The 13,899-nt window shown below is 73.4% G+C and carries 18 protein-coding genes; 9 read left to right on the top strand and 9 right to left on the bottom strand.

Annotated elements, in window-relative coordinates:
• Positions 1-81 precede the first annotated feature (81 nt).
• Both BGO91_RS03275 and BGO91_RS03270 read left to right on the top strand, forming a co-directional pair.
• Positions 82-357 (top strand): TetR family transcriptional regulator, encoded by a 276-nt coding sequence (locus BGO91_RS03275; protein ID WP_290471441.1) that lies wholly within the window; start codon positions 82-84, stop codon positions 355-357.
• A gap of 17 nt (positions 358-374) precedes the next feature.
• Positions 375-920: a hypothetical protein gene (locus BGO91_RS03270; protein ID WP_290471440.1), complete on the top strand. Its 546-nt coding sequence runs from the start codon at positions 375-377 to the stop codon at positions 918-920.
• A 51-nt stretch (positions 921-971) separates the two neighbouring features.
• Here BGO91_RS03270 and BGO91_RS03265 read toward each other — a convergent pair whose 3' ends face one another.
• Positions 972-1,253 carry a hypothetical protein gene (locus BGO91_RS03265; RefSeq protein WP_290471439.1) on the bottom strand — a complete coding sequence of 94 codons (282 nt, stop codon included), beginning with the start codon at positions 1,251-1,253 and terminating at the stop codon, positions 972-974.
• Positions 1,254-1,316: 63 nt separating this feature from the next.
• On the opposite strand from BGO91_RS03265, the gene BGO91_RS03260 reads away from it, so the two are divergent.
• Positions 1,317-1,889 (top strand): TOPRIM nucleotidyl transferase/hydrolase domain-containing protein, encoded by a 573-nt coding sequence (locus BGO91_RS03260; protein ID WP_290471438.1) that lies wholly within the window; start codon positions 1,317-1,319, stop codon positions 1,887-1,889.
• A gap of 10 nt (positions 1,890-1,899) precedes the next feature.
• Positions 1,900-2,412: a tetratricopeptide repeat protein gene (locus tag BGO91_RS03255; RefSeq protein WP_290471437.1), complete on the top strand. Its 513-nt coding sequence runs from the start codon at positions 1,900-1,902 to the stop codon at positions 2,410-2,412.
• Between the two features lie 4 nt (positions 2,413-2,416).
• On the opposite strand, the gene BGO91_RS03250 is transcribed toward BGO91_RS03255, so the two are convergent.
• From BGO91_RS03250 to BGO91_RS03240, 3 genes are all read right to left on the bottom strand, one after another.
• Positions 2,417-3,541 carry an FAD-dependent oxidoreductase gene (locus tag BGO91_RS03250; RefSeq protein WP_290471436.1) on the bottom strand — a complete coding sequence of 375 codons (1,125 nt, stop codon included), beginning with the start codon at positions 3,539-3,541 and terminating at the stop codon, positions 2,417-2,419.
• A 73-nt stretch (positions 3,542-3,614) separates the two neighbouring features.
• Complete coding sequence (locus BGO91_RS03245; RefSeq protein ID WP_290471435.1) at positions 3,615-5,012, bottom strand: APC family permease; 1,398 nt, start codon at positions 5,010-5,012, stop codon at positions 3,615-3,617.
• Between the two features lie 159 nt (positions 5,013-5,171).
• On the bottom strand, positions 5,172-6,014 hold the full coding sequence (locus BGO91_RS03240; RefSeq protein ID WP_290471434.1) for a TspO/MBR family protein: 843 nt from the start codon (positions 6,012-6,014) through the stop codon (positions 5,172-5,174).
• A gap of 75 nt (positions 6,015-6,089) precedes the next feature.
• Here BGO91_RS03240 and BGO91_RS03235 point away from each other — a divergent pair, with 75 nt between their 5' ends.
• Together BGO91_RS03235 and BGO91_RS03230 are read left to right on the top strand one after the other, a co-directional pair.
• Complete coding sequence (locus BGO91_RS03235; protein ID WP_290471433.1) at positions 6,090-6,722, top strand: DUF3887 domain-containing protein; 633 nt, start codon at positions 6,090-6,092, stop codon at positions 6,720-6,722.
• Complete coding sequence (locus BGO91_RS03230; RefSeq protein WP_290471432.1) at positions 6,719-7,711, top strand: CPBP family intramembrane glutamic endopeptidase; 993 nt, start codon at positions 6,719-6,721, stop codon at positions 7,709-7,711. The genes BGO91_RS03235 and BGO91_RS03230 overlap by 4 nt, the downstream gene beginning before the upstream one ends.
• Here BGO91_RS03230 and BGO91_RS03225 read toward each other — a convergent pair.
• The gene (locus BGO91_RS03225) at positions 7,683-8,483 is read right to left on the bottom strand and encodes a putative protein N(5)-glutamine methyltransferase (protein WP_290471431.1); all 801 of its coding nucleotides are present in this window, start codon (positions 8,481-8,483) and stop codon (positions 7,683-7,685) included. The two genes, BGO91_RS03230 and BGO91_RS03225, sit on opposite strands and share 29 nt — an antisense overlap.
• A gap of 47 nt (positions 8,484-8,530) precedes the next feature.
• Positions 8,531-9,142: an NAD(P)H-dependent oxidoreductase gene (locus BGO91_RS03220; protein WP_290471430.1), complete on the bottom strand. Its 612-nt coding sequence runs from the start codon at positions 9,140-9,142 to the stop codon at positions 8,531-8,533.
• A 166-nt stretch (positions 9,143-9,308) separates the two neighbouring features.
• Here BGO91_RS03220 and BGO91_RS03215 point away from each other — a divergent pair, with 166 nt between their 5' ends.
• From BGO91_RS03215 to BGO91_RS03205, 3 genes are read left to right on the top strand one after another with little or no spacing between them, the layout of a single operon-like run.
• Entirely contained in the window at positions 9,309-9,587 is a 279-nt protein-coding gene (locus tag BGO91_RS03215) for a hypothetical protein (protein WP_290471429.1), read from the top strand.
• Between the two features lie 16 nt (positions 9,588-9,603).
• Positions 9,604-11,145, top strand: coding sequence for an FAD-dependent oxidoreductase (locus tag BGO91_RS03210; protein WP_290471428.1), 1,542 nt, complete (start codon positions 9,604-9,606; stop codon positions 11,143-11,145).
• A gap of 33 nt (positions 11,146-11,178) precedes the next feature.
• On the top strand, positions 11,179-11,922 hold the full coding sequence (locus tag BGO91_RS03205; RefSeq protein WP_290471427.1) for a hypothetical protein: 744 nt from the start codon (positions 11,179-11,181) through the stop codon (positions 11,920-11,922).
• 79 nt (positions 11,923-12,001) lie between these two features.
• Here the strand turns inward: BGO91_RS03205 and BGO91_RS03200 are convergent, their stop codons facing one another.
• The 3 genes from BGO91_RS03200 to BGO91_RS03190 form a co-directional block, all read right to left on the bottom strand.
• Positions 12,002-12,862: a hypothetical protein gene (locus BGO91_RS03200; protein WP_290471426.1), complete on the bottom strand. Its 861-nt coding sequence runs from the start codon at positions 12,860-12,862 to the stop codon at positions 12,002-12,004.
• Positions 12,863-12,902: 40 nt separating this feature from the next.
• Complete coding sequence (locus BGO91_RS03195; protein WP_290471425.1) at positions 12,903-13,163, bottom strand: Rho termination factor N-terminal domain-containing protein; 261 nt, start codon at positions 13,161-13,163, stop codon at positions 12,903-12,905.
• A gap of 74 nt (positions 13,164-13,237) precedes the next feature.
• Positions 13,238-13,831 (bottom strand): TetR/AcrR family transcriptional regulator, encoded by a 594-nt coding sequence (locus tag BGO91_RS03190; protein ID WP_290471424.1) that lies wholly within the window; start codon positions 13,829-13,831, stop codon positions 13,238-13,240.
• Positions 13,832-13,899: the final 68 nt, after the last annotated feature.

Genomic DNA, 13,899 nt, shown 5'->3' with positions numbered 1-13,899 from the left:
AACCCCCTCCTCATGCAAGACGACCCGGTCTACCGTTCGGACAACGGGAGAAGAACGCCCGCGGATCAACAGGAGGAAGCCATGACGATGACACCCGAGATGCAGCTCGCCGTTGAGGACTTCCGCACCGAGACCGACCTGGGTGCCCGCCCGTCGCCCGCCCGCCCCCGGTACATCGTCCACGCGCTGGGCCGGGATTTCCGGGTGAGCGACGAGATGGCGCAGATCTTCGTGCGCCAGGTCGAGCGCGTCGCGGCCGACGACAGCTCCGCCCTCGTGGTGCTGCGGCACGAGGAGGGCGTCGAGCTGCTGATGGTGACCGACGACAACTCGTTCAGCATCCGGACGCTGCCGTAGGCCGTTACCCTCGGAGGGTGACGGATGCGGGCGACGAGGAGGCGGTGGCGGCTCTCGGGGCGGTGATCGCCGAGGTCGTCGCGATGCTGCGGGAGTTCGGGGCCCGCGAGGAGGCGCTCGCCACCTACGAGGACCGGCAGCGCAAGCTCCTGATCATGCGCGAGCCGGTGCTGCGCCCCGCGGGGCGGGTGTGGCGGCTCGGGGTGCTGCTGTTGGATGCCGACGGCGGACTCCACGCGACCGGCACCATCGTCCGCGCCACCGAACCGGGCCGCATGCAGTACGTGTCGGTTTCGGCGGAGACGCGCCGGGCCTACCGTGCGGCGGCCGAGCGCGGGCACTTCCGCGACGGCGAGACGGTCAACTTCGACGCCGAGCCCGTGGCGTTGGAGGTCGACGCACTGCGGGAGGCCGGCGAGACCGGCCGTGGCCCGCTGTTCCTGCGCGAAGGGCGCGTGCTGGTGCGCTGGAGCGCGGCCGTCGCGGACGCGGACGCCCGCGACGCCGTCGGCTACCTGCGGGAGCGGGCCGACCTGCTGGCCAACCCGCCCCAGGGCGCCTGACGGTGAAGGCGCCTGACGCTCAGGGCGCCCGCCGCTCAGAGCGCCTGACGCTCAGTTGGCCGTCGCGGCCCCGCCGCTCTTCTTGCCGGTGATGTCGTCGATTTTGGAGGCCGCCTTGTCGGTCGCCTTGCCGACCGCGTCGCCGACGGTCTCGCCGATGTCGGAGGCGGCGCGGGACGCGAAGTCCTTCACGTCGTCCTTGACCTGCTGCACCGGGGCGGACCCGGTGAAGTCCCGCACGCGCTTGCGCATGTCGTCGTAGGCGCCCCGTCCGGCGCGCGAACCGATGACGAACCCGAGGGCGGCCCCTGCCACGAAGATGAGTAGTTTCATGCCGCGAACGGTACGCGCGCCGGGCGTGGGGCGACAGGGGGCGCGGCGGAGCAGAATGGCGGCGTGACCGATCTCATCCGCGACGACGACGCGAACGCGCGGGTCGTCGTGCTGGTCGAGGGCGCCAGCGACCGCGCGGCGGTGCACGCGGCGGCCGCCGTACTCGGTCGCGATCTCGCGGCGGAGCGCCTGGCGGTCGTCCCGATGGGCGGCGCGATGAGCGTCCGCCGGTTCGTCGAGGCGCTCGGGAGGCGCAGCGCTGCGGACCGCCCGGGCGGCGGCCCCGAGGTGCGCGGCCTCTGCGACGCGGCCGAGCGCCCGTTCTACGAGCGCGCCGGCCTCCCCGAGGCGGCGATCGCCGTCTGCCGCCCCGACCTGGAGGGCGAGCTGATCGACGCGCTCGGCCTCCCGGCGGTGGAGGAGGTCCTGGCGCGGGCCGGCGATCTGAAACTGTTCCGCACCTTCCAGAACCAGCCGGCGCAGCGTGCGCGGCCCCCGGAGGCGCAGCTCCACCGCTTCTTCGGCACGACCTCCGGACGCAAGGAGCAGTACGGCCGGCTGCTGACCGCCGCCCTCGCACCCGACCGCCTCCCGGAGCCGCTGCTGGCCGTGCTCGCGGCGCCCCGGCCCGCGTAGGGTGGAGCGCATGTCTGCGCTCGACGACCGCCTGGCCACCATCTTCGCCGCCCGCGACCGGGCCGACATGGCCCCGACGATCGCGGCCTTCCTGGAGGTGCTGGCCGAGCATCCCGACGACGCGCAGGTACTCTACGAGGTCGGCGGATCGTACGACACCGCGGGCGAGGAGGACACGGCGGCCGGGTATTACGAGCGCGCGCTGGAGCGGGGCCTCACCGGCGAGACGCTGCGAAAATGCCTGCTGCAATACGGCAGCACCCTGCGCAATCTCGGCCGGTACGACGAGTCGCTCGCGGTGCTCGATCGGGCGCGCGCCGAGTTCCCCGATTCGGAGTCGGTGCAGACGTGGCACGCCCTCTCCCTGCACGCCGCCGGACGCAGCGACGCGGCGGTCGCGGAGCTGATGGAGCTGGCCGCCGACCGCATCCGGACGCCCGACCTGCTGCGCTACGAGGCGGCGCTGCGCGGCAACGCGGAGTACCTGCGGACGGTCGACCGCGAGCAGCACCCGGTGGGGTAGCCCGCTATCCCGGCTCCGCCACCGCCAGCCGGAACCGCTCCGGCGCGCGCTCGCCGTGCAGCGCGAGCCGTGCGAGCACGTTGCCGAGCGCCGGGCCGAACTTGAAGCCGTGGCCCGAGAAGCCGGTCGCGACGGTCACGGGGCCGACCCGGTCGAGCACGAAGTCGGAGTCGGGGGTCGTGTCGTACAGGCAGCTGATGGCGCTGGGGCGGGTCGAATCGACGCCGGGCACCCACTCGGCGACGTAGCGCTGCAGCCGCGCCAGCCGCTCGGGATCGATCGTGCGATCGCGGTCGTCGGGGTCGACGACCGGCCCGTACCCGTGGGCGCCCACCTTCACTCCCTCCCCCGGGGTGAGCAGCCCGTAGACGCTCGGGATCTCGGGGTCGAGCGGATGGTGCACGAAGCTCGGCCACAGGCTCTCGTCGTCCGCCGGGCCGGGCAGCAGCGGGAAGTGGGCGGGCTGCTCCTCCGTGACGCGCACGTCCGGCAGCTCGGCGCCGTGGTGCGAGAGCCAGTCGCCCGTGAGCTTGGGAGTCCACGATCCGGCCGCGACGACCAGGCGGGCCGCACGGTGCTCCCCGTCGGCGGTGGTCACCACGACGCCGTCGCCGTCCGCGTCGATGCCGAGCACGCGCACGCCGAAGCGCAGCTCCGCGCCGGCGGCCTCGGCCGAGTCGAGCAGGGCCTCGATCGCGGCGTCGGCGTGCAGCCTCCCGCCGCCCGGGCTGAACAGCACGTCGTCCTCGAACTTCAGGCCCGGCCAGCGCTCGGCGGCCTCGGCCCCGCGCAGGCGCTCCGACGGCAGGTCCTCCGCGGTCATCGCCGCGGCGATCGCGTCGAGCGCCTTCGGGTCGCCGTGGTCGAGCGCGCCGGTCCGGTCGAACACCGTGCGGCCGCACTGCTTCTCGAGGCGCTCCCAGCCGGCAGCGGCGCTGACCGTCAGCTGCACGTAGTCCGCGGTGTCGTAGCCGTAGCGGAAGATGCGGCTCGCGCCGTGCGAGGAGCCGCGGTCGTGCCCGCGCTCGAACGCCTCCAGCAGCAGCACGCGGGAACCGGCCTCGGCGAGCGAACGTGCGGCGGCCGCGCCGACGACGCCGGCCCCGATGACGATGGTGTCGACGGTCATGCTGGCCACGTTAGCCGCCGAGCCTGTGCGGGGGGATGGCGCGTTACGCCGCCTTTCGCCGCGACGGCGGCGCCTACCGCGCGGTCTCCGCCGGAGCACCCTCGCGCGTGATGATGGCGGCGTCGCCGTCCTCGTCCAGCTTCACGCGCAGCGGCTTGCGGAACGCACGGGTCAGGACCAGCAGGGTGATGATGCCGATCGCCAGCCAGACGATCCCGTACTCGAGCGCGTCGAGGTGGAGGTTGGCCCAGAGCACCCCGGTGAGCAGCATCCCGATCGCGGGCAGCACGATGTTGCGCGCGATCTGCGACGCACCGCGCCGCTCCTTGCGGCGGAGGGCGAAGTGGATGATGACCGTCGCGTTCACCACGGTGAAGGCGACGAGCGCGCCGAAGTTGATCATCGACGACACGAACTCGAGCGTGAACGCGGCGGCGAGCAGCGAGACCGCGCCGACGAGGAGCACGGCCGTCGACGGGGTGCGGAAGCGCGGGTGCACGTAGGAGAGGAAGCGGGAGAGCCGGCCGCTGCCGTTGCGCGCCATGACGAAGATCATCCGCGAGACGCTGGCGTGCGAGGCGAGGCTCGACGCGACCGCGGCCGCCACCGCCGCCGAGATGAACAGGATCTGGAAGAGCATGCCGCCGGTCTTGAGCGCGATCTCGGGCAGGGTGTCGTCGGTGAAGTGGAAGCCGGCCATGGTGGGGAACCGCGACTGCGCGAACCAGGCGGCGACGAAGAAGATCGTGCCGCCGATCAGCAGCGCGAGCACGATCGCGCGCGGCACGGTCCGCGCGTCCTTGGCCTCCTCGGTGTACATCGTGATCGCGTCGAACCCGATGAAGGAGAAGCACACGACCGTCGCCCCGCCGATCACGGCGGTCAGGTGCACGCCCGAGTGGAAGAGCGGCGTCAGACTGAAGGCGGTCCCGTTGCCGGACCCGGAGTTCAGGGCGGCCCAGGTGAGCGCGACGAACACACCGATCAGCACGATCTGGAACGCGACGAGGATGCCGTTGAGCTTCGACGTCGACGACATGCTGAACAGGTTCATGGCCGTGATGGCGGCGACGTAGCCGACCACCCAGATCCATCCCGGCACCTGCGGGAAGAACGACTCCAAGTACAGGCGCACGATGAGGGCGTTCACCAGCGGCAGCAGGAGGTAGTCCAGCAGCGACGACCAGCCGACCAGGAAGCCGACGTTGGGGTGGATGGTCTCGGAGGCGTACGTGTACGCCGACCCCGCGGACGGGTAGACCCGCGTCATGCGGCCGTAGCTGAGGGCGGTGAACACCATCGCGACGAGCGCGACCAGATAGGCGGAGGGGACGACGCCGTTCGTCTCGCCCGTCACGATGCCGAACGTGTCGAACACCGTCATCGGCGTCATGTACCCCAGCCCGAGCCCGACGATCGCCCAGAGCCCGAGGGACCGGCGCAGGGAGGTGGGCGGGGTTAATGCGGGCACGCGAGCTCCTTCGCTCAGTCGACGAGACGAGTCATCGTATGCACGGCCACGCACGGACGGCGAATCGGGATTCGACTGATCGCATTGCAGAATCGGCAATCGGCGACCGAAAACGCAGCGAATCGGCGATTTCGCGGCGGATTCCGCCTGTGAGGATTCTCAGCGTCGGGACGGACCGGGCGCGTGCGACCGACCGGCCACCCGCGCCGCGACCGCCACCAGCAGGACGAGCGCCGCGGCGGCGAATGCGGCCACGGCGACCGGGGCGGACGGGAGCGCTCCGCCCAGCCGGGAGACGCCGATCCACGCCAGACCCCACGCCGCGGCGACGGCGGGTGCCAGCCGGCCGCCGTCCCAGAGGGCGAGCGCGCAGCACAGCACCGCGACCACGGCGATCACGATCAGCCCCCAGGCGTGCGGGCTCCATCCGAACCCGTCGAAGCCCGCTTCGGTCAGCCCGGCCGCGATGTTCGCGACCGTCGCGACCATGACCCAGCCCAGGTAGAGGCCCACGGTGCCGTCGAACAGGATCGCGTCGGCCGTCGTCCCGCCCGGGTGGGCGCGCAGCAGCACGAACGTCACGATGAGAACGACCAGCAGCGCCGCGATCACGCCGACGCTCAGCGCGAGGAGCCCGGCCTGCACCGAGAGGATCCACGCGGCGTTCAGCAGGAGCGAGGCGACCATCCAGTATCCGACGCGCCGCTGCCGGTCGCGCCCGGCCTGCGAGGGGAGCGCCTGCCAGATCGCGTAGAGCACGAGTCCGCCGTAGATCACCGACCAGATGGCGAACGCCGGGCCGGCGGGGGCCAGGAGGGTCGCGTCGGCGCTCAGCGCGCCGCCCGCGACGCGCGGGATGGGCGTGCCGCCCACCAGTCCCGAGCCGACGACCGCGCCGACGAGGGCCGCGACGGCCGAGGCGATCACGACGGTCTGGCGCACGCGGTCGGCCGCGACGGGCCGCACCGCCGATCGCGCGGGATCCCCGGTCAGAGTGCTCATGCGGGTCACGGTAGACCGACGGCCCGCTGCGGAAAAGGGTGCGCCGAGAGCTTTGTCAAGGTAGCCTTGACAACGATGACAGCAGAACGGGATGCGGTCGACGCACTGGCCGAGACGGTGCGGGCGCTGACCGAGCGCGCGACCGGAGCGGCCGACCGCACACGGGCGCTCGACTTGGTGGCGCGCGGGGTCGCCGTGCGCGAGCACGCCGATGCGGCCCTGGCCGCGCTGGTCGACGCCGCACGCGCGGCGGGCGCGACCTGGCAGGACGTGGGACGCACGCTCGGCACGAGCCGGCAGGCGGCCTTCCAGCGCTTCGGGCATCCCGTGGATCCGCGGACAGGAGAACCCATGGACACGACACCTCTGACCGGTGCCGGCGAGCTGGCGACCGAGATCTTCGGCGAGCTGGAGGCGGCCCGCTTCGACGCGGTCACCGCGCGGTTCGACGAACGGATGGCGGAGGCGCTCGACGCCACGGGCCTCGGCGACGTGTGGGCGCAGATCGCGAGCGCGGTGGGCGCGTTCGAGGGCGCGGGCGAGCCCACCGCCCGGCGCCTGGGCGACCTCACGGTCGTCGACGTGCCGCTGCGCTTCGAGGCGGGGCACATGGTCGGACGGGTGACGCTGCATCCCGACCGGCGGGTCGGCGGTCTGTTCGTGCTCGACCCCGCACAGGCGGACGGCGCAGCGGGAGGCACAGCATGACCGCGGCGGCGCCCGAGGCCACCATCGACCAGACCGTGCGCCCCGACCGGCCGGCCCGGGTGCCGTGGCTCGCCGTCGGCGCGTACATCGTGGTCGCCTTCGGGCTGGCCTGGCTCGTCGCCCTGCCGCTCTGGCTCGACGGAGGCCTGAGCAACCCGATCGCTCCGCTCCTCCTGATCGCGATGATGTTCACGCCCACGATCGGGGCGCTGGTCGCGGTGTTCCTCGTGCAGCGGCCACGGCCGCGCTCCGTGCCGGAGTACCTGGGGATGTGGCCGCTGCGCCCGGCGTGGCGGCTCATCGGCCTGACGCTCGCGGGCATCGTCGGCTCCATCGCGATCTCCGTCGCCGCGGTGTTCCTGGCGACGGCGGTCGGCGCGGTTCAGCTCGATCTGACCGGGTTCTCGGGGTTCGCCGAACAGCTGCGCACCCAGCTCGCGGCGTCGGGCGTGGAGCAGCAGCTGCCCGTCCCGGTCGGCGTGCTGGTGGCCGTGCAGTTGCTCACCATCCCGTTCGCCGCACTGTTCAACGGGTTCGTGACGGTCGGCGAGGAGCTCGGCTGGCGCGGGTGGCTGCTCCCGAGCCTGCGGCCGCTCGGCACCTGGCCCGCGCTCCTGATCAGCGGCGCGGTCTGGGGCCTCTGGCACAGCCCGCTCATCCTGCTCGGCTACAACTTCGCCGAGCCGAACCTGCTCGGCGTGCTGCTCATGACGGCGGGATGCACGGCCTACGGCGTGCTCATCGGCTGGCTGCGCCTGCGCTCCGGCTCGGTCTGGCCCGCGGTGTTCGCGCACGGCGCCTTCAACGCCTCGGCGGGCGTCGGTGCGCTGCTGCTGGCCGCGGGCTCGCCTGCGTCGCCGTTCGCGCTGCTCCCGCTCGGTTGGACTGGCTGGATCGTGTGCACGGTCATCGCGGTCGTGCTGGTGCTCTGCGGGCAGTTCCGCCGGCAGCCGACGCTGGTCAGGAAGACGCCGCTGCCCGCGCGCTGACGAGGGTGGAGCCGCGCTCGTCGTCCCGCTCCACGGCGGCGACGAGCCCGGCCGCCTCGAAGAGCGCCGCGCTGACGGGAGCCTGCTCGTCGCTCGCCTCGATCAGCAGCACGCCGCCGGGCGCCAGCCAGTCCGCCGCCTCGGCGGCGATCCGGCGGTGGACGTCCAGCCCGTCGGCCCCGCCGTCGAGTGCGACGGCGGGCTCGTGGTCGCGCGCCTCCGGGGGCATGTGCGCGATCTCGCGCGTCGGCACGTAGGGCGCGTTGACCGCGATCACGTCGAACGCGCCGCGCAGCTCGCCGGGCAGTGCCGAGAAGAGGTCGCCCTCGAAGACGCGGCCCCTCGGTACGAGGTTGGCGCGCGCGCAGCGCACGGCCGCCGGCTCGACGTCTGCCGCGAAGAGGCGCGCGCCGGGCGCCCGGGCGAGCACCACCGCTCCGATCGCACCGGCGCCGCAGCACAGGTCGAGCACCGTGGCGCGGGGCCGGGCCGCAGCCTCCTGCGCCGCCCGCTCCGCGAGCCGCTCGGTGCGGTGCCGGGGCACGAAGACCCCCGGCTCGACGTGCAGCCGCATCCCGGCGAACTCCGCCCAGCCGAGCAGCGGCTCCAGGGGCTCGCCGGCCACGCGGCGGACGACGAGCCGTTCCAGCTCCGCCTCCGAACCGGCGGCGGCCTCGATCAGCAGCGCCGCCTCGTCCTCCGCGAAGACGCAACCCGCGGCGCGGAGGCGCGCGACGAGGGCGGGGTCGGCCGAGGCACCGGGGTCGATCACACCGTCATGCTAACCGCCGGTGCCCGGGCGCCCCGCGCTCCGCCGGCTCAGTACGGCGTCGACGCGAGCAGCCGGGCGAGGTGCGCCGCGTTCTTCGCCACGCTCGCGTTCGTGCTCGCCGTGCTCTCGGGGGTCTCGTCGAGGTCCTTGTAGTCCACGGTCTGCATCGCCTCGCCGTTCCAGTAGGTCGCACCCTGCGACGGGATGCTGAAGCCCACGTCGTTCAGCCCCTGGAAGAGGTCGGCGATGATGGCGTGCGCGCCGTCCTCGTTGCCCACGACACCGACGACGGCGACTTTGCCCTCCACGAGCGGGCGCCCGTCGGCGTCGGTCTCGGAGAGCTCGGCGTCGAGACGCTCCAGGACCCGCTGCGCGATCGACGAGAGGTGGCCCATCCACGTCGGGGTGACGATCACGAGGATGTCGGAGGCGATGACCTGCTGCCGGATCTGCGGCCACTGGTCGCCGTCGCCCTCGTCGAGCGAGACGCCGGGCTTGATGTCGTAGTCGGCCAGGCGCACGGCCGTGCCGGTGACGCCGTGGGTGGTGAGCTCGTCGAGGAGCTGCGTGGCGAGGAGCTGGCTGCTCGACTCGGCCGGCGACGGCTTGAGCGTGCAGACGAGCGCCAGGGCGGACAGGGGTCGTGTGCGATCGGTCATACCCTGCACGCAACCCTCTGGACGACCCGCGCGCAACCCGGTTGACAGCCGGCCGCGGCATGGACGAACGGCCCGGTTGCGCGACTGCACTGGCGAAACATCCCACGCCGCGTACTATCGGCCGGGACATCCCATCCGACGACGACGGAAAGCGAGCGGGAGAGGCATGCAGGTGTTCCACGTCTACATCGACGACCTCCGCTTCACCTTCGTGGACCGTGCGCCGGTCGACGAGCTCAAGGAGCGGGTCGTCCAGGCGAGCCGCAGCGACGGCGACTTCGTCGCCATCACGCAATCGAGCCGGCCGCCGACGGAGCTGTTCGTGACGTGTCAGACCCGTGTGCGCATCGAGACGGCGACCATCCCGCGCGAGACCGCCGCCGATCACGCCTCCGGCGACGACGAGGACGACGCGTTCTGGTTCGACTTCGACTCCCTCTCCTGATGCCGAGGGGATGACGATGTCGCTCTGGCTCGAGACCGCCCCCGCCATCCCCACCGATCCGTTCGAGTGGGACGGCCGCTACGACACGGTCGTGGTGGGCGCGGGGCTGACCGGGCTCGCGACCGCCGTGATGCTGGCACGCTCGGGAGGCCGCGTCGCGGTGCTCGAGGCGCGCACCGTCGGCGCCGTCACCACCGGCAACACGACCGGCAAGGTCAGCCTGCTGCAGGGAACGACGCTCGCGGGCATCCGTCACCGCACCTCCGACCGCGTGCTCTGCGCGTACGTGGACGGCAACACGGCCGGCCAGGGCTGGCTGCTCGACTTCCTCGACGCCCAGGGCGTCCCCTACGACGTGCGGGATGCCGTCACGTACGCCACGACCGGCGACGGCGCGGAGCAGCTGGAGGCCGAACTCGCCGCACTCCGGGCGGCCGGCCTCCCCGCCGTTCACGCAGCGAACGCGCCCGAGCTGCCGTTCGCCGTCGAGAGCGCGCTCACCCTCGGCGGCCAGGCGCAGGTGCACCCGCTGCTCGTGCTCGCGGCGCTCACGGCCGAGCTGCGGCGTCTCGGCGGCCGCGTGGTCGAGGGCGAGCGGGTGACGGCCATCTCGGCCTCCTCCCCCGCCGTCGTCACCAGCACGTCGGGCCGCACGCAGGCCGATCAGGTCGTGCTCGCGACGGGCACGCCCATCCTGGACCGCGGCCTCTACTTCGCGAAGACCGCCGCCGAGCGCTCCTACGTCGCCGCGTTCCGCGTGCCCGGCGACCTGCCGCGGGCGATGTACCTGTCCGCCGAGACCCCGGCGCGCTCCCTGCGCCAGGCGACCGACGCGCAGGGCGACCTGCTGCTCGTCGGCGGCAACGGGCACCCGGTCGGCCGCGCCGACTCCCCCGCGGAGCGGCTCGCCGAGCTCACGTCGTGGGCGGAGGCGCGGTTCCCGGGCGCCCAGCGCACGCAGTGGTGGGCCGCGCAGGACTACCGCTCGGCCAACCACGTACCCTTCGTCGGCTGGCTGCCGCGGGGCCGCGGCCGCGTCTTCCTCGCGACCGGCTACGCCAAGTGGGGCATGACCAACGCGGTCGCCGCGGCGCTCAGTCTCGCCGCCGACCTCACCGGCGAGACGCTCGAGTGGGCACGCGTGCTCCACCACCGGGTGACCCGCCCGGGCGACCTCGCCGAGGGCGTCGCCATGAACGCGTCCGTCGGCGCATCCGCCGCCGCGGGATGGACGGGCGCCGCCACCGCGCCCGAGATCGCCGACGCCCCGACGCCGGCCGAAGGGACGGGAGCGGTCGTCCGGCGAGGCGTCGCACCCGCCGGGATCTCCACCGTCGACGGTGTCACCTGCGCCGTCGCAGCCGTCTGCACCCACCTCGGCGGCGTCGTCCGCTGGAACGACGCCGAGCTCTCCTGGGACTGCCCGCTGCACGGCTCCCGGTTCGCGCCCGACGGCTCCGTGCTGGAGGGCCCGGCCACCGAACCGCTCGCCCCGGTGCCGTCTCCGCTGGGCCACGCAGGGCAGGACGAGGGACCCGCGTCCCGCGTGGAAGGCTAGTCAGACCGGTCCATCCCGCAGTAGGGTCGCGGCATGACAATTCCGAACGACGAGAACACGCCGCACGAGCCGACCGGCGCCCCCGCCGGGTCGGACGCTCCACCGCCCGTCCCGCCCGTCCCGCCGGCGTCGCCGGCTCCGGACGCGGCCCCGGCCGCCTCGCCCGAGCCGTCCGCTCCGGTCGAGCCGTCCGCTCCGGTCGAGCCTCCCGCGCCGCCGGCCGCCCCGGCCGCGCCCGCCGCCGACCTCCCGCCCGCGCCTCCCGCGCCGTCCGCCTTCCCGGCGTACGGTGCCACGCCGGGTGCACCGGCCGTCGCACCGAGCGCGCCGCCGACGACGGTCAACGCGGCCTTCTGGCTGTTCATCGCCTCGGCGGTCGTCAGCGTGATCAGCGGGATCATCACGATCGTGTCGATCGGCGGCACGCGGCAGCAGCTGATCGACAGCCTGCAGAACAGCTCGACGGACCTGCGCGGCGTGACCACCGACCAGTTCGTCGACGGGGCGATCGCCCTGGGCACCACCTGGGCTATCGTCACGCTGATCTTCTGGGCGATCGTCTTCGTCCTGTTCGCGTTCTTCGCGCGCCGGGGTGCCAACTGGGCCCGGATCGTGCTGACGGTCCTCACCGTGATCTCGCTGCTCAACGTCGCCGCGGGCCTGGGCGCGGGCGCCCTCCAGGTGGTGCTGTCGATCATCGCCGTGGTGCTGCTCTGGCTGCGCCCCTCGAGCGACTACTTCAACGCGGTCAAGGCGGCCAAGGCGCCACGCGCCTGACCCGTTCCCCCTCGAAGGGCCGTGGCATCCGCCGCGGCCCTTCGTCGTTTCGCCCCTCTGCTGCTCCGTGGCGCCCGCGTCAGGCGTTCTCGTCCTGGGCCGCGCGCAGGTCGCGTTCCGCGGCGCGGAGGGCGGTGTGCGCCGCCGAGATGCGCTTGCGCAGGTCGCGTTCGGCTGCGCGCGACTCGGCGAGCTCCTCGGTCGTGCGTTCGAGCCGGCGCTGCAGGGTGTCGCGTTCGGCCTCCAGGTCGCTGCGGCGGTCGACCTCGGTGTCGAGCTCGTCGTCCAGGCCCTCCGTCTCGGCACGCGCCCGCTCCACGGCCTTCTCGGCGGTGCGGAGGCGGCGCTGACGTTCGCGCCGCTCACTCGCGCTCTCACGGTCGGACGGTTCGGGCTCGGCGCGGGACGCGTCGGTCCCGGTCTTCGCCCTCGCCTCCGTCTTCGCGGGCCGCGAGGGCGGCGGCGCGTCCACATCCACCGGCAGCGCGACCGCGTCGGAGACGTCCACCTGATCGACACCGGTGGATTCGAGCGCGCGCAGCAGCATCCCGCTGCGCACCGCGGCCGCGGCCGCCGCGTCCACGACGGCCGCCTGCAGCGTCTCCTCCACTTCGCGCTCGACCGCGGCGCTCAGCCCGAGCCCGTGCGTGGCCTTCTGCAGCAGCCGCTGGCGGTCGCGGGTGAGCTCGCGGATCGCCGCCCGGTCGCGGTCGGCGAACGCGGCGCGCATCCGGTCGCCGATCTCGAGCACGTCCTCGACAGTGTCGGGATGCTCGCGCACCAGCGCGTTGATCGCCGCAGCGGAGGCGGTCGGCTTGCGGAAGGCGCGGATCTCCTTCGCCAGGTCGCGGTCGGCTCCTGCCGCGGCAGCGCCCCGCCGCTCCACGAACTCGGCGGGCGCGGCGGCATAGAGCTCGCCGGCGACCTCCCGCAGATCCATGCCGCGAGCATACGCGCGACGGAGGCCGCCGTCCCCCGGCTCAGTGGTCGCGGAGCTCCTCGATCAGCGCCGCCTTGTTCTTCCTCGAGTAGCCGCTGAGGCCGAGCTCCTTGGCCCGCTTCTTCAGCTCGGGCACGGTCCAGTCGTCGTACGACCCCGATTCGCCGCCCTTCCGGCCGACCGACGAGCGCCCGCGAGCGGCGGCCGCGTTCGAGATCCGCGCCGCCTTCTCCTTCGAGTCGCCCTCGTCGCGCAGCTTCTCGTACAGCTTCTCGTCCTTCAGCTGGGGCTGTCCCGGCATGATGCGCTCCTCTCCGTGCATCCGGCATCCGTGGATGGATGTGCCGCGCACGGTACCCCGCGGCGTCGCGCTCGTCAGGGGGTCGGCGTGCCGGGGGTCGGTGTTCCGGGGGTCAGGCCGGCCCGCACCTGGTCGAGCAGCGCCGACGCGACCGTGTCGAACGGCTCGAGGTCGTGCGTCGCCCGGCTGAGGATGACGCCGCCCTCCGCCGCCGCGAGCAGCAGCGTCGCGGTGCGCTGCGCCGTCTCGGCCGGCAGCCCGCCCCGGGTGAGGAGCTCGGCGAGGTGCCCGCGCCACGCCGTGAAGGCGGCGGCGGCGCGCTCGCGCAGAACGTCGGTGTCCGCATCCACGGTCACCGCCACCAGCGCGCAGCCCGCCTCGAACCCGGAGCGGGTCAGGAGCAGGCGCCAGGTGTCGAGGAACAGCTCCGCGACCCGGTCGGCCGGCTCCCCCGCGCGCTGGTCGAGCAGCGTCACCGCGTTCTCGGCCGAGCGGTCGACGGCGGCGGCGATGAGCTCGTCCTTGCCGCCGGGGAAGTGGTGGTAGATCGAGCCGCGCGGCGCTCCCGTCACCTCCAGCACCTCCGAGAACGAGGTGCCGGCGAGGCCCCGGGTGGCGAGCAGGCGGATGGCGCCGTCGACCATGCGCGAACGGACGTCTGCGGGCACGGGCGTGCTCCATCCCGACGGGGGTCTTGACTATGACGACCGTCATAATCTACCGTCTATGTATACCA

The organism is Leifsonia sp. 71-9 (assembly GCF_001898805.1).
Classification (GTDB): domain Bacteria; phylum Actinomycetota; class Actinomycetes; order Actinomycetales; family Microbacteriaceae; genus Leifsonia.
The sequence above is the reverse complement of the archived record's forward strand: the minus strand, read 5'-3'. Positions and strand labels throughout refer to the sequence as shown.